Here is a 23,818-nt window from a genome sequence, read left to right as displayed (position 1 = left end):
GCTCTTCGCAAGATGTTGCTGTGAGTTCTTCTTCTGAAGCCTCAAGCAGTGATATTGTTACTCCAAGCTCTAGTGTTATGAGCAGTAGCTCTGAGGTGAGTTCTTCCAGTGCAATGATGATGAGCTCATCTTCTGAGGTGGTATCTTCATCCAGTGAAATTAGCAGTAGCTCTGTTGCTGAATCGTCTAGCTCCACAATGTCTAGCTCATCAGAAGCTGCACTGCCGAGCTTAGTTGAATTTGTTTATCCAACGTTTAAGGCTAACTTAGGTGGAGTGGAATCGACTCAGGTTATGGTGAAAACCCTATCTCCAGCGACATCTGTAGAAGTTGGTGGTGTTGGGTTAGTCAAGCAGGGCGATATATGGGTTTCTGCTGGCGGAGCCTTAGCACTTAGCCAAGATGCTGATCAATCTTTTGCTGTCATGGTAGATGGTGAAGAAGGAGCTCCTTTAATTTTAAATAACCATGCAAGTGGTAATGCTGGTGAAGGGGATTTGTTTAATGCCACAGGTCTAGGCTTTGATGAAGATGACAATGTGTTGTACTTCACCGATGCGTACATGGCGCAATTGCGTAAGTTCAATCCTGCAACTGGCGGCCGTGATCTTGTCTACAGCGCTATGCGCCCAGAAGATGCTTCAAGTAGTCTTTATTGGACAATGGCCGTAGATAGTGCAAACGATGAGATCTATGTATTGGCTGATATGTATGGCTACGATGCTACAGTTGGGAGTGAGCGATACGAAGTTGCCATGCATGTTGTTGATGGAAATACGGGCGAAGCTGAAATATTTGCTGATGTTGACGATCGTGTAACGTCTGCACGCAGTGTAGTGTTAGACCTCGGTGGTGAAGTAGGTACATCCAGTGGTAATCAAGTGGCTTATTTCATGGACTTCGAAGCTGAGCAACGAGCATTAGGACGTTGGTATATTACTCATACTGGTAGCTTCACTGGTAAACCATTCGCTGTAAGTGTGGGTGGGGAAACATTTGCTGGCAGCTTTGGGCCGCAAGCACTTACGCTTATTAATGGCGAACTATATATCGTGAGAGAGTTTGCTTCAGATAGCCTTACGGGAGCGGGTTCGGTCTTGAAGGTGTCGACTGAAGAAACACCTGATGGTCTGACAACAGATTCCACGGTTGTAGCGAGCTTAGCTAATAATGGCCTTGAGGTTAAAAAGCCAACAGCAGTAATACCGGTTTCTGATAGTGAGCTTTATATTGCAGATCAAGACCGTATTTGGAAGCTCAACTTAGAGACTAATGAAATAGTGTTAGTGAGTTCGTCTAATTTAGCGACGGGTAAGATGGGCAGTGGTCCTCGATTGGGAACTTCAATAACAGCAATGGCGATGCATCCTGCGTATAACATGCTGTATGTTGCTGCGGGTGCTCAAGGCATTATCGCCATTGATCTAGCAACGGGTAACCGCATTACTGTCGCTCGTTAGTACTCAGTAACATCGTCACAGATAAAGCCCTCGGTCGAAAGATCGAGGGCTTTTTTTTGGGTAAAATTTACCGAAAAATGTGGCTTATTTACTATAAAAATTTAGTACAAAGAGCTAATCTAAGGGTTAAATAATACGGGTGTATCTCATGAAGTTATTTCTTTCCTATAAGACATTGATATTAACTCTATTAACGTTAATGTTCTCTGGATGCGGTAGCAGTAATAATGAAAATGGAATTAATCAAAAGGCTGGAATAGTATCATCAAGTAATGTGTCGGCTACTTCAAGCTCGACAGAAAATAGTGAAGATAATTTAGTTGAGTTTATTTTCCCGACTCAAAAATCAAACTTGTATGGTTTGAATTCAACAAAAGTGATTTTAAGAGAGGTTAAAAGCTCTCAAAACATTAAGTCGATAAATGCTGGTAATTTGAATTTTATAAAAGATGGAAGTGTTTGGGTTACGCCTGATAGCAGTCAATTGAGTATACCTACAGGTGTGCTCAATCAGGAGATACTGGTTACACTGGAGTTAGAATCTGGAGAAATTAGAACTGAAAATTTATTGGTAAGTAGTCATGCATCAGGTCAAGCTGGTGCTGGTGATTTATTAAGTGCCACAGGAGTGGGATTTAATATAATAGATGCCAGCCTATATTTTACGGACCCTTATAAGGCCCAATTGCAAAAATTTAATTATGATAATGGTGAATACAGTCCAATTTATACATCTAATTTTGAAAATAACTCCTCTGATTTTCTCTATTGGTCGATGGCAGTAGACAGCTATAACAATGAAATATATATATTAACGGACAATTTTTATAGTAATCCCTCCACGGGTATAGATGAGTATAATACAGCGTTATTATTGGTTGATAGCAACTCAGGTGATACTGAAATATTTAAGGATACAAATAATCGAATATTGTCAGCTCGAGGGCTAGTTTTGGATCTAAATAGCGAAATTTCTTCTTCCGGTGAAAATCAAGTTGTATATTTTTTGGATCATAAAACTACAAAGAAATCACTCGGGCGCTGGTATATTACCAATAGCGATGGTTATGCTGGGCAGCCCTATGAAGTTTCAGTGGGTGGGGAGCCCTTCACAGAAGAGTATGGCCCTAAATCATTAGCGATTGTAAATAAAGAACTGTATATCCTCCGTGAATATTCAGATGATAGTCTAACGGGAGCTAGCTCCCTTTTAAGGGTGGTTACAGAAGAGACTCCAGATGGAATAGTATCCGATACGGTTGTTGTAACAAATCTTATTAGTAATGGATATGAAATAAGGAAGCCTACAGCATTATTAGCTCATACCAATAATGATATGTTCATAGCAGGCCAAGACCGTATATGGAAGTTTGATCTAGCTAATCAATTAATATCGTTGATTAGCTCATCGAATTTGGCTGAAGGTGAATTGGGTAAAGGCCCACGTTTAGGGTCATCCATTTCAGCTATGGCCATGCACCCGGAATACAATATTTTATACTTAGCAGCCGGTGCCCAAGGCGTTATAGCCATCGATATAGAAACCGGTGACCGCATCACAGTCGCTAAATAATTCAGAGATCGAATCAAATTACTCGTACAAATTTTAAACACCCTCTTTTTAGTTTATAATCCCAGCCCATTTTCCCTATGGGCTGTTTGCCATGATTTACCCTAAAAAATATGATGTGATTGTGATTGGTGGTGGCCATGCGGGTACCGAGGCTTGTTTGGCGGCGGCGCGCATGGGCTGCTCTACTCTGCTGCTAACTCACAACATCGAAACACTAGGGCAAATGAGCTGTAACCCAGCAATTGGCGGGATCGGTAAAAGCCATCTTGTCAAAGAAATCGATGCTTTGGGTGGCGCTATGGCGCTAGCTACAGACAAGGGTGGCATTCAATTTCGCGTATTGAATAGCCGTAAAGGGCCTGCCGTTCGGGCGACTCGCGCTCAAGCCGATCGCGCGCTTTACAAAGCGGCCATTCGTACAATTCTTGAAAACCAACCCAACCTCGATATTTTCCAACAATCGGCTGACGATTTGATTGTAGAGGGTGATACGGTTCAAGGGGTTGTTACCCAAATGGGTGTTAAATTTATGGCGCCCTCTGTGGTATTAACAGCCGGTACCTTTCTTGGCGGTAAAATCCATATCGGATTAGAGAACCATTCTGGTGGCCGTGCCGGTGATCCGCCGAGCATAGCGTTGGCAGACCGTTTACGTGAATTATCGTTAAATGTTGAGCGTTTGAAAACAGGTACACCACCGCGTATAGATGCAAAAAGTGTAGATTTCAGCGCGCTTGAAGAGCAATGGGGTGAAAACCCTCTTCCTGTGATGAGCTATCTTGGTAAGGTTGAAGATCACCCTGAGCAAGTGTGTTGCTGGATTACTCATACCAACCAAAAAACACACGATATTATTATGGGCGGGCTAGACCGCTCGCCGATGTATACCGGTGTAATCGAAGGTGTGGGGCCACGTTACTGCCCTTCTATTGAGGATAAAGTCCATCGTTTTGCCGATAAAGATAGCCATCAAATATTTATCGAACCTGAAGGCCTAAATACTCACGAACTTTACCCTAACGGTATTTCCACCAGCTTACCGTTTGATGTACAGTTGGAGTTAGTTCGCTCTATTAAAGGGTTTGAAAACGCGCATATCACGCGCCCAGGCTACGCCATCGAGTACGACTTCTTTAACCCGCAAGACTTAAAGTACAGCTTTGAAACCAAAGCCATCAATGGATTGTTCTTTGCTGGCCAAATCAACGGTACTACGGGTTACGAAGAAGCTGGCGCGCAAGGTTTGTTAGCGGGCACCAATGCCGCGCTCAGAGCCAAAGAGCAAGAAGGTTGGTGTCCAGAGCGCGATCAAGCTTACATCGGTGTATTAGTAGATGACTTAATCACCATGGGCACAAAAGAGCCCTACCGCATGTTTACGAGTCGCGCTGAATACCGCTTATTATTGCGTGAAGATAACGCCGATATCCGCTTGACTGAAAAAGGCCGCGAGCTAGGTTTGGTGGATGATGAGCGTTGGCGCGTATTTTGTGAAAAACGCGAGCTAGTGGCCTCTGAGCATCAACGTATGAAAACGACGTTCATCCAAGCCAACAGTCCTGAGGCTGAGATTCTTGCGCCAAAAATCAAAGCCCCGCTCAATCGCGAATACAGCTTACTCGATTTATTAAAACGCCCAGAGCTTACATATTTCGATATAGCGAGCTTAAAAGGCGAGGCTGTAGATAACGGCCAGGTGGCGGAGCAAGTAGAGATTATTGCTAAATATGCGGGCTATATCGACCGTCAGCAGGATGAAGTGGCTAAATTACGAGCGAATGCCGAAACACTCATCCCAAGTGAATTCGACTATTCAAATATAGAAGGCTTATCCAATGAAGTTAAGCAAAAACTGATCGAGGCCAAGCCAGAGACTATCGCCCGCGCAACGCGAATTCAGGGGATAACTCCCGCTGCAGTTTCGCTGCTGTTGATAACTTTAAAAAAGCGGGGTTACCTGCGTAAACAGCAAGTGGCCGCCGCGGCAGCTGGGAAATAAAATGATGTGGCAGGATGAATTATCGAGTGAGCACTCACTATTAGTTAAAGGCCTATCAAAAATAGGCTTAGAGATTACTGATACCCAAAAAGACTTACTCATGCGCTACTTAGCGATGTTTATTAAGTGGAATAAAGCGTATAACTTATCGGCTATTCGGGATCCGAAATCGATGGTAACGCTTCATCTCTTAGACAGCCTAGTCGTTGCAGCTCATTTTAAGGGCGATAATGCCCTTGATGTAGGCACGGGAGGTGGTTTACCGGGAATACCGCTAGCAATTTTATTCCCCGAGTCACAATTCACTTTATTGGATAGCGCGGGCAAAAAAATTCGTTTTTTATTCCAAGTGGTTAATGAGTTGGGCCTTAAAAACGTGACAGTGCAAAACCTACGAGTCGAAAAATTTGACCCTGTGGATAAGTTTGATGTGATTATTAGTCGCGCTTTTGCATCAATAACTGATTTTGTGAGTTGCAGTGGCCATTTATTAGCGGACAATGGGGCCTTTTGGGCAATGAAGGGGCAAAACCCTGTGGATGAGTTGAGCCAAATCGAAAAACACTATATTGTCGCGGGCTTCCAGCCATTATCAGTGCCTGGCTTGGAAGCTGAGCGCTGTCTTATCCAGCTGCAACCGCGTTCAACCCCTTCAACAGATATACAACCGTAAGAGAGATTGCTGTGGCCAAAGTTTTTGCCATTACTAACCAGAAAGGCGGCGTAGGTAAAACGACAACATCCGTCAATTTGGCCGCTTCATTGGCAGCGACTAAACGCCGAGTACTCATGATCGATATCGACCCCCAAGGTAATGCCACCATGGGTGCGGGTGTGGATAAAAATCTCCAGCAGCACACGGTTTATGATGTGTTGGCCGGTGATGTTTCTATGGCTGAAGCGATTGTTTATTCCGCGGCAGGACAATTTTCGGTGCTCGCGGCCAATAGCGACTTAACGGCAGCCGAAGTACAATTATTAGATGTGGATAACCGCGAGCGACGATTACAAGACGCAATAAGTACTGTTGCCGATACCTTTGACTACATATTAATAGACTGCCCGCCTTCGTTGAATATGTTGACGGTTAACGCCTTAACCGCGTGCGACGGCGTGATTATTCCAATGCAGTGCGAATATTATGCTTTGGAAGGTTTATCATCATTAAAAGAAACCATTGATACTGTGCAGTCTGCACTTAATCCTCGGTTAAAAATTGAAGGCATTCTACGCACCATGTACGACCCAAGGATGAGCCTGACTGGTGAAGTTTCTGCCCAGCTCACTCAGCACTTCCCACTACAGCTTTACCATACATGTATACCGCGTAATGTTCGCTTGGCTGAAGCCCCTAGTTTTGGCGTTCCTGTACTTGCATACGATAAAGCCTCCAAGGGAGCGTTAGCTTATTTAGCGCTGGCGGGTGAAATGATTAAGCGCTGTGAACCCGAACGTTACAATAAGAAAAGTAAGAAAAAACCTGCGGTAGCGCCCAAGTAAAACCCCTGTGATGGAAAGCGGCACAGACGTTAGGTAAAACGGCATAACGCCTTTAAATAGAATTTTGATTGGATAGACCGCCATGAAACGCAAAGGTTTGGGCCGAGGATTAGACGCCCTATTAGGAAGTGCCGCAAAGAAAGCGACGGATAAAACGGCGGGCAAAGCTGAAGGTTTAAACCCAGCCGATATGCCCGTTGCCGAGCCAGGGCCTAAAGACGGAAGGCTGTTAAACCTGCCGGTAGAATTTATGCAGCGTGGTAAATACCAGCCGCGCCGCGATATGCATCAAGAAGCGTTACAGGAACTTGCGGAATCGATTAAAGCACAAGGGGTGATGCAGCCCATTGTTGTGCGCCCGATTGGCGAAGATAAGTACGAAATTATTGCCGGTGAACGCCGCTGGCGTGCTACCCAGTTGGCAGGTATTGATACCATTCCAGCTGTTATTCGCGATGTAAATGATGAAGCCGCCATTGCGATGGCTTTGATCGAAAACATACAGCGCGAAGATTTAAACCCAATCGAAGAAGCTATATCCCTTAAGCGTTTGCAGGATGAGTTTGAATTAACACATCAAGAAGTGGCCGATGCTGTGGGTAAGTCGCGTACGGGTGTAACCAACCTACTACGTCTATTGAATTTGACTGATGAAGTCCGCATGCTGCTCGAGCATGGTGATTTAGAGATGGGTCATGCTCGTTGTTTACTCAGTTTACCGTCCAACCAGCAGCGCAGTATTGCTCGTCAAATTATCGCGCGTAGTCTGTCTGTAAGGCAGGCTGAAGCACTAGTGCGTAAAACACAGCAAGATGCCAAAGACGAAACTAAAATGGTGCCGAGCGCGAGTGGCGACATTGAAAAGTTAGAAGAAGGTTTGTCTGAGCATGTGGGTGTGCCGGTTAAGGTGCAACACGGCGCTAAAGGGAAAGGCAAGCTGGTGTTCAACTATAAAAGTTTAGATGAGTTAGACGGCATATTGGCGCATCTCAAATACCAAGCATCTTAAACCTAGAAACCGCAGTTAAACCATCAAAGTCTACGCATCCCCTTAGCGCACCTAACGTGCGGTAAAAATGACTCATCACCAATAAGGTGACTACACATTTTTACTACACGCCATGCACACCAAGGGAATACGTATCTTTTTGACTCTCAACTACGGTTTTTAGGTTAAAGAAAAAGGCGTTTTTAGCGCCTTTTTTAGTTTTGGTACATTTCTTTTTCTTCACTAAGGTTTATCCAACCCCGCACTATCCGGTAGATAACCCAAATGGCATTCGCCAACCAGATAAACCATCCTATAAATACAATAAGCGTAATAAAGCCAATAACCGACCACAATAACGAAAACCAAAAAGTACGCATTTGCCAGCGGTTGTGAGACTCCAGCCAAGTACCTTCAAGTTCATCCCGTTTAATGTAGTTAATGACTACTGCAGCAATAAAAGTAAGGCCAACAAGGAATGAGGCCGCTTGCAGTATATATACGAGCTGGGATGTATCTTTGGCTTGTCTGAGTTTTTTTTCGTCAGCGGGATCAATATCCATTGTGTTAATTCCTGTGTGACTTGAACGTAAGCGTGTTCGATTTAGAAATCAGTAGAAGATAACGAGAATGTGCTCGTTATCTTCATCCTAGAAACCGCAGTTGAAAGTCAAAAAGATGCGTAGCCTTTGATGGTTTAACTGCGGTTTCTAGGTTCATTAGAGCGTACGGCTAGTTTGACAGGTAGGCAATTTGAAAGCTGCCATCATGCAGTACTTCCATCACAACTTGCATATCGCTATCGGCATGTTCGAACGGTTTACCGTCGATAAGAATCGACGTTTTAATGGGGTATACACCTTGAGGCATGCCTTCGGGTAGGGTAAAACTAAAGGTATTTTCAAAAGCACCACCCTTTCCTTTACTCACTTTTTTAGTAAGAGAATTAATCACTTGGTCTGTTTTTTCATTATCGAAAATTTCAAGTTTTTCTTCGATGAATACTTTTTTAGATTTCTTACCCAGCACAACTTTAACGGAAGTATCGATATTAATCGGTTTTCCAACCTCTACAATACTGTTAGGGTTGAGTTTAGCATCGTAGACCAAAACTTGGGTTGTATCGGGTAAAGAGCCGTGTTGTTTCTTATACTCTTTTGTTACTGTTTTATCGTTAGTTACCTGCTCAGTTTTATAATCGATGATCATTTCATAAATCAGCTTAGCGGCAACGGTAACGGCAATAATTTTAGCGGCTGATTTTAAGTATTCCTTATTCTTACATTTACTTTTATTTGAAGAGTTTTCGCATTTATCGGTATCTGGCCCAAGCTCTTTCGTTATATCTTTTAAACCAAAACCGCTAAGTAATGTGAATGAAAGACCTGCAGCGATAATAATTTTAAATTTTTTGTTAAGCATAAAATGTCCTTTTAGTTGATTTTGAAATTATTTTTTAACGTTTCTATTTGTTGTTTAGATTTTTTAATCATATTTTTGGCGGGGGCGTAATTCGGTATAAATTCTAATGCTGATTCAGAGTTAGCAACAGCGCATGCATAATTCTTTTTATTAAAACAGGCCGATGCTTTTTTAATGAGTTTATCCGCTTTGCGTTGATTCTCCATTGCCTGCTTTTTGTCATAATTGGCTTTTTGTTGGATTGAGAGCGCTAGAGGGTTGTTTTGCTCAATCTGAAGAACGGTTTGGCTGTGTTCAACGGCACAGTCAAAAAGTTTCGCGTCTAAACATTGGTTCGCTTTATCCAGCGTTTCCTTGATCTTATCCTCACGAGCTTGATTAGTATTATTAGTCTGAGTTGTTAGCTCTGCCACTTTTGCCTGAAGAGAAAGTACTGATGCATCTTGTGGTGCAATATTGCGCACGCCTGTAAGGATACTGTTTGCGCAATCGAGGTCGTTTAACGCCAGGCAATCATAAGCTTCTGGTAAGCGCTGACTAAGCTCGATGTTAATTTTGACTTGATTAACAGTTTGGTCAAACGTCGGTATAAGCGAGCTATTGGGGGCTAAGCTTTTTAGTTGCCCTAACGCATCTTGAATACACACCAAGTCCATATTCGCGGCACAGAGCTGCACGGTATTTTGAGTGTCACTTTCTAATAGAGCAATCTTTTGATTTTGTACTTTTGCTAATAACGCAGTAGCTTGGCTGTGGTTTGGGTCGAGCTCAATGACTGCTTGGCTGCCTTCTATCGCGCAATCTATATCGCCTGCTGCCGCGCATTCTTCTGCTTTTTGATAAGCATTATCAATCGCAATGGCGACTTCGTCAGGAGCGTTAAAAATGGCGTAACCCAAAGCGGTAACGGCAATAAGTAGGCTGCCGCTAAGTAGTTTGAAGTAAGGGACTTTTTTGACATGGGTAAATGTTGTTAGGAATTGCTCGATAGATGAGGTGCGATCAGTTCTCTTTAGTGCCAATGCCGATTCAAGTGCTTGCCATTGATACTTATTGGTATTTTCAGGTTTGGCAGGTTTAAGACCTTTTTTAATAGCATCCTGAACCGATAAGTTATTGTAGGGATGTTTCCCCGTAATTATTTGATAAGCGATAATGGCTGTCGCATAGACATCATCACTGGGATGGGGGTCTTTACCCTCAAACATTTCTAAGGTCGCATATGCCGGCGTGAGTGCACCAAGTGAGCCAGCATCGAAATCGCCGGCTACCGCCGTATGGCTAACAGAGCGCGCAATACCAAAATCCAATACTTTAGCCGAGGTATCTGTGACAAAAATATTACCTGGCTTTAAATCACTATGAATAATACCTTTGCTGTGGGCATGTATAAGTGCATCGCAAAAGCCAGTAATAATCGTTGTTGCATGGTCTAGGGCTAAGCCTGATGGAAATTCTCGGATGAGTGAATCCAGCGGTTGACCCTCAAGAAACTCCATGGTCATGAAGATGACATCACCATCGCGGTCAAAATCGTGAACAGTGACAATATTTGGGTGCGAAAGAGAGTGTGAGCGGCTGGCTTCACGCTGTAGGGTAACAAAGGCATCAGGGTGGTTTTTGAAGTTGTCGTTTAAAACCTTAACTGCAACATGAGGTTTTAAGTCATTTGCCTCAATTTTACGTAAATCCTTGGCAAGGTATACTGTACCCATCCCCCCAATACCAATCACGCTTTCTAAAACAAAGCGTTTATTAAGAAGGATTTTATTCTCCGCCAGTGCCGCATTCGCGACTTGTTTTGCTTGGCTAAAACCTTCAGTGCTCTCACCGCTTTTTAGATCAACATAAAACCGGGTAAGCGCCTCATCGCGATGACCTGTGGATAAGGTTTCTCGGCGATCAGTTTTTTCCTCTGAATGTGGTTTTACCTGAACAACCGTTTCCTCGGGAGTGGATGCTGTCGCTTTTGCGTTATTCTGCACAACAGTAGCATCTTGCTTATTAATATCGTTATTATTCATTATATTATCCATTAACGACTTTAGAGGTGCCCTTGAAGTAGCGGTTGCGAGCAGGGGGAAATCGAACGGTGGATGCTATCAATCGCAATGGCGCGCTGCAATGCGAGATTGCCGAAAAATGCTGCAGGAAAAAGTCCCTTTGGCTGTGATTATACAAAAAAGGCGCTCAATGAGCGCCTTTTCAATATTGTTTTAGGGATGAGGCAATAATAGTTTGTCCAATTAGGCGAAGAGATCGGCTTTCTTATCGAGGCGCTTAAAGGGGCGCATGCCGGGGCATGTAGCGCTTTGAGCAACGAAGGTAAGGATGTCGAGATCAAGTATTAGTGGATGAAATATTGTTTCCTCGTCCCTTATAACTATTTGATAGGTGCAAGCCAATCAGTATGTGACGGCAGCTGGCCTTTAACGGCTTTAAAGTATAAATCCTGTAGGACTGTTGTTATTGGGCCTCGCTTACCTTCGCCAATAACACGACCATCATATTCTCGGATGGGTAATACTTCGGCAGCGGTACCGGTAAAGAAGGCTTCATCGGCAACATAGACTTCGTCGCGAGTAATACGTTTTTCGCGGATCTCGTAACCGCAATCTTCGGCAAGCTGAAAAATAGTTTTACGGGTGATACCGTCTAAACAACTCGTTAGCTCAGGCGTATAAATAATACCTTCGCGTACCATAAAAAAGTTTTCACCACTGCCTTCTGCCACATAACCTTCATTATCTAGCAACAAGGCTTCTTCACAGCCGCTATCGAGTGCTTCGCGCAAGGCAAGCATCGAATTAATATAATTGCCGTTGGCTTTAGCTTTACACATGGTGATATTGACATGGTGGCGCGTGTAGCTAGACGTACGAATCTTAATACCAAGCTCTTTTGCTTCGGGAGACATATAAGAAGGCCAATCCCAAGCCGCAACAATAATATGGGTCTTCAGGCCATCGGCACGCAAGCCCATACCTTCTGAGCCTAAAAATGCCATCGGACGAAGGTAGGCTTCGTCTAAGTTATTCTCACGAACAACGGCACGTTGGGCTTCGTTAATCACTTCTTTGCTGAAAGGCATTTCCATACGCATGATATGCGCAGAGCGGAACAAGCGGTCGGTGTGTTCTTGCAGTTTAAAAATACAACTGCCTTTATCACCAGCATGGTAAGCACGTACACCTTCAAAAACGCCCATCCCGTAATGCAGGGTGTGGGTAAGTACGTGAATCTTGGCATCGCGCCAAGGTACCATTTCGCCATCAAACCAAATTACGCCATCGCGATCGGCAAAATTCATAGTTGTTTCTCTCTAAATTAAAGCGTCGAATTGATATAAGCGCGCTCAAGGCACAGGTTTAAGCTGGGCCGAGCTGCGCTCGCATTGTTTTTCAATCTAGTTTTGCACCTAGCGACGATGATGCTAGTTGTGGCAAAAAGACTTGTGGGCTTTGATTGCCATATTCGCTTTGATTATCTTAGTCGCTTGTGGGGCTAAGCAAGCCGCATAATTGGGCAGTTTGGTTTTGAAGGTCGTTCAAAAGGCAAGTGCTGCAACAGCTGAGGCAAAGTACGTGTATTGAACCATAAAACGTGCTGTGAAGGTAGGGAATTGGGGTGCTTTGGCTGTTTCGAGGATATCGCAAAGACATCGCGAGTTATAAGGGACGAGGCAATAATAGTTTATCCAATTAGGCGAAGAGATCGGCATTCTTATCAAGGCGCTGAAAGGGGCGCATGCCGGGGCATGTAACGCTTTGAGCAACGAAGGTAAGGATGTCGATATCGAGCATTAGTGGATGAAATATTGTTTCCTCGCCCCTAAGGTCGTTGGGTAGCTTAGGCATACCTTGTCAGGCTCATAACAGAGCCCTAAAATGCGTATTTTTTAGAGTTATTCGATATGTCTCTTCTAGATAAGGTCCAAAGTAACCACTTTAGTACTGCTATTTGGCAGCGTGGTAAAAGCCTATTCAATGAAGGGGCGGTCGGGAACTTAAAATACAGCCACAACGGCGTTAGTAGTCTTGTTATTGGCAGCCGTGGCGATAAATATCAAGTCAGTATCAAATTATCGAATGCACGCATTCAGTACCAATGCAGCTGCCCTTACTCTTTGAATTGCAAGCATACGGTGGCCGTTGTATTGGCGATGAAGGCGGCCAAACCCGCACGCCGGCTTTCTGCTTCAGCTAAAACCTCCTCGTCATCGCCACAGGACAGTTGGTTGCAGCAGTGTAAGTCGGTACTAGAGGAACAGCCTAGAAAAGCCTTAGATACAGCGGTTTTTTACTTGTTAGAGGAAAAAAATCAGCGCTTATGCTTAAGTCCTGTAGTGGATTTATCCTATCAGGGGGAGGACGAGCTGAACCTTGTTCCCTGTGATGAATACCATTACGACGGAGATGTGTTTGATCAAAAAATAGCACAGTTATGGGAAAGCCAGTATGTGGATGACACGGCGCAAACTATTGACGATGATATTAGTGGTTTGATGCTGCAGTTAGCCTTAGAAAGCGGCCGCTTGTACGACAGCCATTCCTCTAGAAGCAAGGCAGATGCTACGCCCTTATCATTGGGAAGCCTGCAACCGTTAGATATCCACTGGGTAAAAAAAGCCGATAGCTTGGGTTGCGAGTTAAGTGTGCAAGGCTTACCCAAAGCGAAAATATACCCTGCTCAGCGATCTTGGTATCGCGATAATAATACTCTTGGGCCCTTAAATTCATGGGTGAACGGGCAGCAGTTAGCACTATTGCAGGCCATGCCAGAGTTGCCACTAAATAAAATGACAGAGACGCATAGCGCCTTTTTTAGTGGCCTACCAACAAAAATACAGCCCGACATACCCGAGTTATTAGAGATTCATTTAACCGAAGCAAGGTTTGAATTGACTCTATGCGCCCGCAATCAATTCCCTGGGTTAGAGTTGAAAGTACATTACGGTGATTTTTCTTTTGACGTTGGCTGGCACCGCTTTGATTTACTGAATAAAGACCAAAGGCATGAAAAGAATGGTCAGCATTACCGTATTACTTATGATGGTAAAGCGGAATTGGATGCCATAAGAGTACTGGAAATACTAGGTTTTAAAGCGGAATTTGATAGCTTAGAGGTTGAAAAAAGTTATAAAGAAATCTGGATGATTTTTAGTTTTGATGATGCCCAGCGCATTGTGCGCTGGCAAGCTGCATTACCTAAATTGGCTGATATATGTGAAAAACGTGGCTGGCTTTGCACCACTGATGCAAGTTATCAGCCGCCCACTGAGCGTGATGCTAGCTTACTGACAGAGGTTGGCGATCAAGACAATGGCTGGTTTAGTATGGCCCTTAGCTTGCAAATTGACGGCCTCGACATTAATAGTCAAACGTTGTTACAACGCTGGTTTTCCGATGGCTTCCCAAAGCAGCTGATGATTCAGCACGCTGGCCAATGGCACATTATAGAGATGCAGCAATTTAGCCATTTAACACAAACCCTTGAAGAGCTTTATTCGGGTGAGAAATTTGGCGAAGCCATTAGCTTGCCGCCCTACCGCGTACCCATGTTGCAAGAGTTTGATGAGCTAGACGAAAGGCGTGCCCCAAATTTTAAAAAGCTTAAAAAACAATTACAAAATTTTAAAGGCATTAAGCCTGTTGCTGTACCTAAAAGGCTGAATGCCCAGTTACGTGAATATCAGCAAGAGGGCCTTAATTGGCTAAATTTTTTGCAGCAGCACCAGCTCGGGGGAATATTAGCGGATGATATGGGTCTAGGTAAAACCTTACAAACTCTTGCTTTACTGCAAAAATTAAAAAGTGGCCGCAAGCTAAATAATGGTTGCTTGATCATAGCGCCTACTAGCCTTTTATGGAATTGGCAAAGCGAAGCCGAGCGCTTTGCGCCGGGTTTAAGTGTATTGATACTGCACGGGCCAGAGCGCAAAGAGGATATTCCAGATATCCCCTATTATGATTTAATCGTGACCAGCTATGGCGTATTACAGCGCGATATTGAAATACTTAAACAACATTGTTTTGATGTTGTCGTTTTAGACGAAGCGCAAGCCATTAAAAATGCAAACGCCAAAACAACGCGCGCTGCACGCCAGTTACAAGGTAATATGCGTTTGGCTTTAACGGGCACACCGCTGGAAAACCACTTGGGCGAGCTATGGTCGATTATGGACTTTGCCCTGCCTAACTTATTGGGCAAGCAAGAATATTTTAACAGGCACTACCGTAAACCAATCGAAAACGAGCAGGACGATAGCGCTAATCAGCGCCTTGCCAAGCAAGTCGCTCCCTTTATGTTGCGCCGCTATAAGAGTGATGTTGCCAAAGAGTTACCGCCAAAAAATGTGATAGTGCAGCACGTGCATCTAGAAAAAGATCAGCGCAAGCTTTACGAGGGTATTCGCAACAGCATGGAAAAACATGTGCGCCAGCTGTTCCAAGAAAAAGGCGCGAAGCGAAGTCATATTGAATTTTTAGATGCGTTACTTAAACTGCGCCAAGCCTGTATCGACCCTTCGCTGGTAAAATTAGCGCAAGCTAAAAAAGTGAAAAATTCAGCCAAACGCAGCTGGTTACAAGAAACCCTGCCAGAAATGGTGCAAGAAGGCCGCCGCGTTTTGGTGTTCTCGCAATTTGTATCGATGCTGGCAGTTATTGCGGATGACCTAAATAAAGCCAAAATCCCCTTCATTAAGCTAACCGGTGCCAGCAAAAATCGAGGCGAGCTGGTTAAGCAGTTTCAGGCTGGCGATACGCCCATTTTTCTGATTAGCCTAAAAGCCGGTGGCTCGGGCCTTAACCTTACGGCTGCAGATACCGTAATTCACGTAGATCCATGGTGGAACCCAGCCGTAGAAGAGCAAGCCACCGACCGCGCCTACCGCATAGGGCAAGATAAAACCGTTTTTGTGTATAAACTGGTGGCACAAGGCACCGTAGAAGAAAAAATCCAAGCCCTACAAGCGGATAAAAAAGCTTTGGCTGACGCACTATTCGACGGCACACAAAAATCAAAATTGCCTAAATCAAGCGATGAGTTATTGGCGTTGTTGGGGTAGGTGGATAAATGTTGGTACGGGCTTAGGGTTTGTGATTTGGTGTTTTGGTCAGGGCTTTCAAAAACGATGTAAGGTCATCTCGGTCACTGTTTGCTATAAGTATTGGAGCTATGCTAGCATCGGTGAAAATTAAAAATCACATAAAGGAATTATAGTGAAACTTGCCATAACCAATTCAGTTGGAGAGAAAGGGAAAAACATTGGATCTGATGTTAAGCTTATTCGATCTCTAATTAATGTTTATCGACGTAACAAAAAGCTAACGATAACAGCGATCACTGATAAATGTGATGCATCATTTATTGAAGAAATAAGTAATTATCAGAAAGATCATCAAAAAAACCTAACACCGGATGGTCAGGTTACAAGTAGTAATTCGGGTAGCTTTAAAAGTTTAGTCGCATTCATGAAGTCAACGCGAACTCATGTTGCAATACTACCTCCTTCAAACGGGAAGCTGACTTGGAAGGCTGAAGGTAGTGAGGGCGGTAGGTACCATAGTCGAGTATTACACGTCCCTAGCAATACATCCGGATTGACCATTGGGCGAGGCTATGATCTTAAGCAGCGTTCAACTGCTGAAATAAAGAAGCACCTCTCCTTAGTATCTATTCCTAGCAGTACTGCTACAAAAATTAGTCAAGCGGCTGGCTTACAAGGGCTGGCGGCGCGTCAATTCATAATTGACCAAGATTTACTCGATTTTGAAATTAGCGCACAAGCACAACTAACACTATTTGAGCACGTTTATAAAGATATTACTGCCGATGTTAAAAGAATTGGAAATAAAACTAGTGTTATAAAAGCTTACGGAAAAACCAATTGGGATGAACTTGACCCTGCAATACTAGACATACTTGTTGACCTACGCTTTAGGGGAGACTACACCGGTAATAGCCGAAAAAAAATACAGAAATCTGTTAGTAATAATGATTTTGATGATTTGAAAAAAATAATTATTGAAAAAAAGAATTGGGAGTTGTGGCCAACTAATCGCTTTGATTTACGCAAAGAGTATTTGGATCAGGTTAGCAAAGAGAAGCGCAAAAAGGGGAAGGCTGTCATTCAATCAGGTAATGACGGGGCCAAAATATCGCACAATCAGCCAACAGGTACTCCAGAATGATTCGATATTTAACGCTAAGTTCATTGATCCTTGCTGCTGGGTGTTCGACGTTTTCTGAAGAGAAGCCCCAAGCCAATGTTGACGATTTAATATCTGGTCATGAATACGCTTTTAGCGACAAAAATATCAGTTTAAAAGTATTGCATCAGGATATGGAGGTCTCAGAGGCTTGCCCTAAGGTCACTCTGAGTTATCGCAATGCGCAAGCGCATTCAGAAATGAGTCTCTGTGAGGTTAACGTTTCAGGTTACCCAAACGCATTTGATGCCAGAACGGATTTTTCTTTTATTGAATTTAGTGAGTACGCAATTAATAACACCACATTTACTTATACAATCGATGGCTCTCTTTCTCGAGGTTCGGCATTTATAGTGACCTGTAGTATTAATATCGTTGAACAATCATTAACACCATCATGGTGTGAAGCCAAACCGCTTTATTAGGGACTGCAAGTAAAAATATTCGTAACTATTCAGATGGGCTCGAAATCATGCTTACTCAACAGGCGAACTGATTTTTTTCTGGGCATTCAAGCGTCAGGAACGCTTGCATAGCGCCCATGGATGGCTTGAGCGGCCCAGAAAATGATCAGTTTGCCGGCCTATTCATGTACGGCTGAATAGTTACAAATATTCTAGGTCAGGCCCATACGGTAAGTTTTGTCAAAACCTAAGAGGCAGGAGCTGAGTGGAACTTACATGGCCCCATTAGTTTAGGAGAATTGCTACGGTGTTTTTGAACAAAATTTACCGTATGGGCTGAGATCTAGTCAGTGTTACGCTTAATTCACCCTACTCCAACAACTCCCGCCAAACCTCCTGCACATCCCCCCTCAAAACTTCAAACCCTGCCCCATCTATCTTATTACTATCTTGTTGCAAAGCCAGTTTATGAGTCTCTGAGCGCAATATTTTATAAGCTTCGATGAGCGTTGTTATTTGTGTTTCACTCAGTAAACCACTTTGCCCAATAACTTCCAAAATACGAATATTGTCTGACCATTCAACCAGTACTGGGTATTGATATGCGTGGGCTAGGACGAGATATTGCACAATAAATTCAATATCGACAATGCCGCCAGCATCTTGCTTAATGTGAAATTGACCGTCTTGTTCTTCTTTATTTTTACTGCCCAACTGCTTGCGCATTTTTTGGCGCATTTCGGTGACGTCTTGTTTGAGCTTGGTTAAATCGCGCTGGCGGCTGAGTATTGTTTTGCGAACGGTGGCAAAATCTTCTGCCAGTTGTGCATTACCTGCAACCACGCGGGTGCGGACTAGAGCTTGATGCTCCCATGTCCAGGCTGCATCGCTTTGGTATTTGCTAAAAGCGCTAAGCGTGCTTACTAGCATGCCAGAATTGCCTGATGGCCTAAGTCGCATATCCACTTCGTATAAGGTGCCCGATGGCATTTTGGTATCGAGCAATGAAATGAGTTTTTGCCCCATGCGGGTGTAAAAAGTAAGGTTGTCGAGTGAACGCTGACCTTCTGCCGCTTGGGTTTCTTTTTGCGAATCGGCGTTATGGATAAACACTAAATCCAGGTCGCTGCCATGGCCAAGTTCAATACCGCCAAGTTTACCGTAGCCCACGACAATAAAATTAGGTTCGTTATTACCTTGGTGGCCGCCGGGTAAACCGTGCTTACGACACATCTCCTGCCACGCCAAGTCGAGGGCGTAGGCTAAAACGACTTCGGCTAGCTCGGTGAGATAATCACTTACCTTCATGAGTGGCAATTTACTGGTAACCTCACACGCTGCGACTTTTAGCCCATGAGCATGCCTAAAATAGCGCAAGGCTTCCATTTGCTGTTCTAGGTCGTCTTCTGGAATACGTAAAATAGTTTGGGTGAGTTCGGCGCTAAGCTCGTCTTTATTGGGTATTTGGTACAGGTTGGTTGGGCTGAGTAATTCATCAAGCAGTGCGGGGTATTCGGTAAGGCGCTCGGGAATCCAAGGGCTGGCTTCGCTAAGAAGAACTAACTGCTCTAGTGCTGCTGGGTTTTCTATCAATAGTAAGATGTAAGCGCTGCGGCGGGCAATCGCGATAATAAAGGGCTGCAGGCGTTGCAGCGTTTGGCCTGCACGTGGGCGGGCACTCAGTTTTTGAAGGAGTAGCGGTATAAAACGATTGAGCCTATCGGCGCCGGTTTTATCGGTGGCAAGCACTTGTGGAGCTTGGTGCAAGCTGCTGAGCGCTTGAGCTGCGCTATCGGCACAGTCAAAATCTAAGCTATCCAGTAACTCTGTTACCAGTTGTGTTCGTGTTTCATTCCAAATAGAGCGCCATTGCTGGGTTGCTTGAGTACTTTGGTTATTGTCTTTATCGGCGATAACTTCGCCAAACTGCTGGCTCACAAACGCCATATTCTGGTTAAGCTGCAACTCAAATTCAGGCCAGCTTTGTGTGCCCATAGCCTTAGCTAGCGCCCATTGGCTGTTGGCTTCGGTGGGTAAGTCCTGCGTTTGTTTATCTTGCCACGCCTGTATTGCATGCTCTGCATTGCGTAAAAAGAGGTAACTCTGTAAAAGTTGGTCGGCAATATCGGCAGGTATGGCCTTAAGCTCAACCAGTGCGTTTAAGGCTTTGACTAATGAGGGGGTTTGTAATTGGCTGTCTCGCCCACCGCGTATGAGCTGCAGGGCTTGTACAATAAATTCGACTTCTCGTATGCCCCCTTCCCCGAGTTTGACGTTGCCTTTAAGGCGACGGCGTTTGACCTCTTGGCGAATGCGCGTTTTTAAGTCACGCAAGGCTTCAATCGCTGAAAAATCGACATACTTGCGGTAGGTAAAGCTGCGCAGTAATGCCATGAGTTCGTCGGTGGCTTCTACTGAAGGAATACAGTTCGACACATTACCGGCTGAGCATGCCATGACGCGCGCTTTAACCATGGCATAGCGTTCCCAGTCACGACCTTGGGTTAGGTAGTAGTTTTCGAGGGCGTCGAAGTTACTCACCAGCGCGCCGCTTTGGCCGTAAGGCCGTAAACGCATATCCACACGAAATACAAAGCCGTCTACTGTGGGTGCATCGAGTGTTTTAATGAGTTTTTGTCCGAGTTGAGTAAAAAACTCTTGGTTACTAATAACCTTGCCCGTTGTTGGGCTGGGTGTTGTTTGGCCTGATTCTGGATAGGCAAAAATAAGGTCAATATCCGAGCTTAAATTGAGTTCGTAAGCGCCAAGTTTCCCCATGCCAATTACTAACATGGGTTGCGCTTGATTATGCGCATTAACAGGAATACCTTTGCCTTTTATCATCGCGTTGTAGTGGTAATTAAGTGAATAATTAACTGCAACGTCGGCCATTAGGGTGAGTTCTTTCGTAATTTCTAACGTAGAGGCTATGCGATTAAGGTCTCGCCATATGCACCTCACCATCATCATATTTCGCCACTGCCGGATGCCTGAATCTAAACTGATATCATCCAGGGGAGATGCAAGGGATTGTTGCAATGATTGTTGGTAGTCGTTAAGTGTCCAGTGTGTATTCAGTGCGGGCAAAATCGCTAGCAGTGTAGGAGAGGCTTGCTCCAGCTGTAATAGTTGGCTGCGGGCAAACAGACTACACGCAAGCGTATGCTGCCACTGTTGGTGCCAATGGCTTGGTTGACTCTTGAGTAATGCCGATAGGTTGGCCGGTGATAACTTTTCTAACCATTGTTGAGCGGCTTCATTGGCACGTGAGCTATCCGGTGCTTCTTGCGGAATAGTGAGTAACGATTGAAGTTGAATCAGAGAAGTTTGTGAATCTGCCATTTATAGTCTCTTTTGTTCTAGCGCAAACCCAACAACTTTACTGTACACTTAACCAGTCAATTGTTTTAGGTTTACAGTATGAAATTATACATCGCCGAAAAACCGAGTTTAGCACGTGCATTAGCCACAGCATTGCCCTCTAAATCAACTTCTGCAAGGGAAGATGGTTGCATTACATTAGCCAATGGCGATGTGGTGAGTTGGTGTATTGGTCATTTATTGGAGCTAGCAGAGCCTGAGCACTACAATCCAGAGTTTAAAAAATGGCGCTTAGAGCACCTACCCATACTCCCCACAACTTGGCAGTATCAACCGAAACCTAAAACCCGAAAACAACTCAACATATTAATAAAATTAATAAAAAAAGCCTCATCTATAGTGCATGTTGGTGATCCAGATCGTGAGGGGCAGTTACTTGTTGACGAAGTACTGAACTATGCGGGTGCGGTGAAAAGCGGTAAGCCAATAGAGCGCTGTTTGATTAACGACTTAAACACCTCGGCGATTGCCAAAGCGTTAACGCAGGTTAAAGACAACCGAGAATTTGCGGCGTTGTCCTCTTCTGCTTTAGCCCGTTCACGTGCAGATTGGTTATACGGCATCAACATGACGCGCTTATGCAGCCTAAAAGGTCAGCAGCAAGGTTTTAGTGGCGTGTTGTCTGTTGGGCGAGTGCAAACGCCGATTTTAGGTTTAGTGGTTGCGCGCGACGCTGAAATTGCCAATTTTGTGAGCAAACCCTTTTACGAGGTATTCGCAAAGCTAGAAACTCAAAGCAAAGAACCGTTTTACGCAAAGTGGCTACCCAGCAAAGCTTGTGAAGAATATTGTGACGAAGAGGGCCGACTATTATCTAAGCCTTTAGCCGAAAATGTTGCTGCACGGATTACGGGCCAAAATGGAGTTGTTAGTGATGTAAAAAAACAGCGTAAATCTCAGGGAGTCCCTTTGCCTTATAGCCTTTCTAGCTTACAGGTTGACGCTTCTAAACGGTTCGGGTTAACGGCTAAGGCTGTATTGGATGTGTGCCAAAGTTTGTATGAAAAACACAAATTGATCACCTACCCCCGCTCTGACTGTCGCTATTTACCGTTGGATCATTACAAAGAGGCTTCCGGTGTTCTGCAGGCTATAAGCCAAAATACAGATGCCTTAAAAAGCGCTTGTTCGGCAGCAGACTTATCCTTAAAGAGTAAAGCCTGGAACGATAAAAATGTAACGGCTCACCACGCTATTATTCCCACGCAGCGCAAACTATCGCGAGCACAATTGAGTGATCAAGAGGCCAATGTTTATTCATTGATTGCGAGGCAGTATGTAGCGCAGTTTTACCCTGTTCATAAATACGATGAAACCCAAGTCAAAGTAAAAATACACACAGGGGATTTTTTGGCTAAAGCGAAATGCATTGTGGATAACGGTTGGAAAGTGTTATTCCCTGTGCATAAAAAAGAATCTAAAGAGGATCGCCATACCGCTGAATATCTACCAACTCTTAAGGTTAATGACGAGCTATTTTGCGAGGCTGGCGAGGTTACAGAAAAGAACACATCAGCACCTAAAGCCTTTACTGACGCGAGTTTGATTACAGCCATGACGGGCATTGCGCGTTATGTGCAAAATGCTGAAATTAGAAAAATTCTTAAAGAGGCGGATGGCTTAGGCACAGAGGCAACCCGTGCAGGAATTCTTGATTTGTTGGTTCAGCGGGGCTTTATTCAACGGCAAGGCAAGATCATATTATCCACAGAGGCGGGAAGAGCGTTAATTGCCAGTTTACCAACGCGCGCTACAACACCAGATATGACGGCTGAATGGGAATCGAAGTTGAATGACATTGCGCAAAAGCAGGCAAGTTATAGCGTGTTTATGGCAGGTTTGACAGATCAATTACCTGCCATGATGAACTCAGTTGAGGCAGCAAAATTTTCGGGGTTAAAGGGTGCTGTGCCTAAAAAGCGTAGCACCTTTAAGAAAAAAGCATCACCCTCAAAAGGCCGACAAACACAGCGAGTGCGTTCAGCGGCTAAAGGCTAAAAGGTTTTTTGTAAGCGTAGGCCTAGGTAGGTGTGGTCTTCTTCGGAGCGTGGTTGGTGTATTAAGAATGGCCCTGAGGCTACCTCATTACTCTTATCCATCTTGGATCTTATTTTTTTAAGGTGTAAAGCTGCTTCCCAGCTTGGTGAAAATTGGTAGTTAATGGATGCTAATAGTTCTGTAGAAATAACTGGCTTAAGGTCTATGGTGAGATCATCGTCTACAAATTCCTGCTCAGTGTTAACTGAACGAGTATATTTAGCGCCAACGCCGGCAGAGATGTTATTCCAAGAGAATAACTCAATATCGAGAAGCGCAGCCCAATATAAATACGACATATGCTCGTTAATCGTGGCTACACTCCTTGTTTTACCGTCAATAGGGCTAATTGATTGCTCCATTCCGTTAATTCTGCGCTTTCTCTTAGAGTACCCGCCAACGATAGCGATAAGAGGCTTTATATAATGAGAATTAAAGTGCTTTCCAAAAGAGGCCTCTAACGAATTAATATTGTAATTCGTGGTTAGACTTTCATAGTAATCATTTCGAATGCCGGGGATTGGAATACGGCCATAATAATCAACGCTCCCCTTTTCTTGGCTGATATTTGTTGAAAAGAAGTAGTTACCACTAGGGAGTATATATTTATAACCTAAATGTAGAGCCGTTAAGCGCCCACTTTCGTCCACGACTTCGGCTTCAACCTCAGTCTCGTCATCAAAAGGGTTGTCGTTCTTGTTATGGAACTCTTTCCAGTTAAAATCCAAAGACCCTGTCTCTATATAACCGTTGTGGCTGCCTGAGCTTTGGGCTTGCAGGTTTGTTGATAATATAAGAGTAGAAATAATAAGAATTCTATTTATCATTTTAATCCTTAAAC

Annotated in this window: 17 protein-coding genes; 10 read left to right on the top strand and 7 right to left on the bottom strand. The window is 44.1% G+C overall.

Annotation, left to right across the window (positions count from 1 at the left end; translation table 11 throughout):
* The 6 genes from AC3A8L_RS04165 to AC3A8L_RS04140 all read left to right on the top strand — a co-directional run.
* Positions 1 to 1,460 (top strand): hypothetical protein (locus AC3A8L_RS04165; RefSeq protein WP_487960974.1); only part of this gene is annotated, 1,460 nt, incomplete at its 5' end.
* 148 nt (positions 1,461 to 1,608) lie between these two features.
* Entirely contained in the window at positions 1,609 to 3,033 is a 1,425-nt protein-coding gene (locus AC3A8L_RS04160; RefSeq protein WP_487960973.1) for a hypothetical protein, read from the top strand.
* A gap of 91 nt (positions 3,034 to 3,124) precedes the next feature.
* Positions 3,125 to 5,032 carry a tRNA uridine-5-carboxymethylaminomethyl(34) synthesis enzyme MnmG gene (mnmG, locus tag AC3A8L_RS04155; protein WP_487960972.1) on the top strand — a complete coding sequence of 636 codons (1,908 nt, stop codon included), beginning with the start codon at positions 3,125 to 3,127 and terminating at the stop codon, positions 5,030 to 5,032.
* Position 5,033: 1 nt separating this feature from the next.
* Positions 5,034 to 5,705: a 16S rRNA (guanine(527)-N(7))-methyltransferase RsmG gene (rsmG, locus tag AC3A8L_RS04150; RefSeq protein ID WP_487960971.1), complete on the top strand. Its 672-nt coding sequence runs from the start codon at positions 5,034 to 5,036 to the stop codon at positions 5,703 to 5,705.
* Between the two features lie 11 nt (positions 5,706 to 5,716).
* Positions 5,717 to 6,532 carry a ParA family protein gene (locus AC3A8L_RS04145; RefSeq protein WP_487960970.1) on the top strand — a complete coding sequence of 272 codons (816 nt, stop codon included), beginning with the start codon at positions 5,717 to 5,719 and terminating at the stop codon, positions 6,530 to 6,532.
* Positions 6,533 to 6,614: 82 nt separating this feature from the next.
* The gene (locus AC3A8L_RS04140; protein WP_487960969.1) at positions 6,615 to 7,541 is read left to right on the top strand and encodes a ParB/RepB/Spo0J family partition protein; all 927 of its coding nucleotides are present in this window, start codon (positions 6,615 to 6,617) and stop codon (positions 7,539 to 7,541) included.
* A 194-nt stretch (positions 7,542 to 7,735) separates the two neighbouring features.
* On the opposite strand, the gene AC3A8L_RS04135 is transcribed toward AC3A8L_RS04140, so the two are convergent.
* The 5 genes from AC3A8L_RS04135 to AC3A8L_RS04115 form a co-directional block, all read right to left on the bottom strand.
* The gene (locus AC3A8L_RS04135) at positions 7,736 to 8,083 is read right to left on the bottom strand and encodes a DUF4870 family protein (protein ID WP_487960968.1); all 348 of its coding nucleotides are present in this window, start codon (positions 8,081 to 8,083) and stop codon (positions 7,736 to 7,738) included.
* A 169-nt stretch (positions 8,084 to 8,252) separates the two neighbouring features.
* Entirely contained in the window at positions 8,253 to 8,942 is a 690-nt protein-coding gene (locus AC3A8L_RS04130; RefSeq protein WP_487960967.1) for a hypothetical protein, read from the bottom strand.
* 11 nt (positions 8,943 to 8,953) lie between these two features.
* Entirely contained in the window at positions 8,954 to 10,966 is a 2,013-nt protein-coding gene (locus tag AC3A8L_RS04125; RefSeq protein ID WP_487960966.1) for a serine/threonine-protein kinase, read from the bottom strand.
* Positions 10,967 to 11,325: 359 nt separating this feature from the next.
* A complete protein-coding gene (locus AC3A8L_RS04120; protein WP_487960965.1) occupies positions 11,326 to 12,252 on the bottom strand; it encodes a branched-chain amino acid transaminase in 927 nt (308 codons plus the stop codon).
* 391 nt (positions 12,253 to 12,643) lie between these two features.
* Positions 12,644 to 12,799: a hypothetical protein gene (locus AC3A8L_RS04115; protein WP_487960964.1), complete on the bottom strand. Its 156-nt coding sequence runs from the start codon at positions 12,797 to 12,799 to the stop codon at positions 12,644 to 12,646.
* A gap of 56 nt (positions 12,800 to 12,855) precedes the next feature.
* On the opposite strand from AC3A8L_RS04115, the gene AC3A8L_RS04110 reads away from it, so the two are divergent.
* From AC3A8L_RS04110 to AC3A8L_RS04100, 3 genes are all read left to right on the top strand, one after another.
* Positions 12,856 to 16,011 carry a DEAD/DEAH box helicase gene (locus tag AC3A8L_RS04110; RefSeq protein ID WP_487960963.1) on the top strand — a complete coding sequence of 1,052 codons (3,156 nt, stop codon included), beginning with the start codon at positions 12,856 to 12,858 and terminating at the stop codon, positions 16,009 to 16,011.
* Positions 16,012 to 16,165: 154 nt separating this feature from the next.
* The gene (locus AC3A8L_RS04105) at positions 16,166 to 17,137 is read left to right on the top strand and encodes a hypothetical protein (protein WP_487960962.1); all 972 of its coding nucleotides are present in this window, start codon (positions 16,166 to 16,168) and stop codon (positions 17,135 to 17,137) included.
* Positions 17,134 to 17,580 (top strand): hypothetical protein, encoded by a 447-nt coding sequence (locus AC3A8L_RS04100; protein WP_487960961.1) that lies wholly within the window; start codon positions 17,134 to 17,136, stop codon positions 17,578 to 17,580. The genes AC3A8L_RS04105 and AC3A8L_RS04100 overlap by 4 nt, the downstream gene beginning before the upstream one ends.
* 348 nt (positions 17,581 to 17,928) lie before the next feature.
* Here the strand turns inward: AC3A8L_RS04100 and glnE are convergent, their stop codons facing one another.
* Positions 17,929 to 20,901 (bottom strand): bifunctional [glutamate--ammonia ligase]-adenylyl-L-tyrosine phosphorylase/[glutamate--ammonia-ligase] adenylyltransferase, encoded by a 2,973-nt coding sequence (glnE, locus tag AC3A8L_RS04095; RefSeq protein WP_487960960.1) that lies wholly within the window; start codon positions 20,899 to 20,901, stop codon positions 17,929 to 17,931.
* Between the two features lie 78 nt (positions 20,902 to 20,979).
* On the opposite strand from glnE, the gene AC3A8L_RS04090 reads away from it, so the two are divergent.
* Positions 20,980 to 22,938, top strand: coding sequence for a DNA topoisomerase III (locus AC3A8L_RS04090; RefSeq protein ID WP_487960959.1), 1,959 nt, complete (start codon positions 20,980 to 20,982; stop codon positions 22,936 to 22,938).
* Here AC3A8L_RS04090 and AC3A8L_RS04085 read toward each other — a convergent pair.
* The gene (locus AC3A8L_RS04085) at positions 22,935 to 23,804 is read right to left on the bottom strand and encodes a hypothetical protein (RefSeq protein ID WP_487960958.1); all 870 of its coding nucleotides are present in this window, start codon (positions 23,802 to 23,804) and stop codon (positions 22,935 to 22,937) included. The genes AC3A8L_RS04090 and AC3A8L_RS04085 overlap by 4 nt on opposite strands.
* Positions 23,805 to 23,818: the final 14 nt, after the last annotated feature.

This window comes from Marinagarivorans sp. (genome assembly GCF_982758155.1).
The sequence above is the reverse complement of the archived record's forward strand: the minus strand, read 5'-3'. Positions and strand labels throughout refer to the sequence as shown.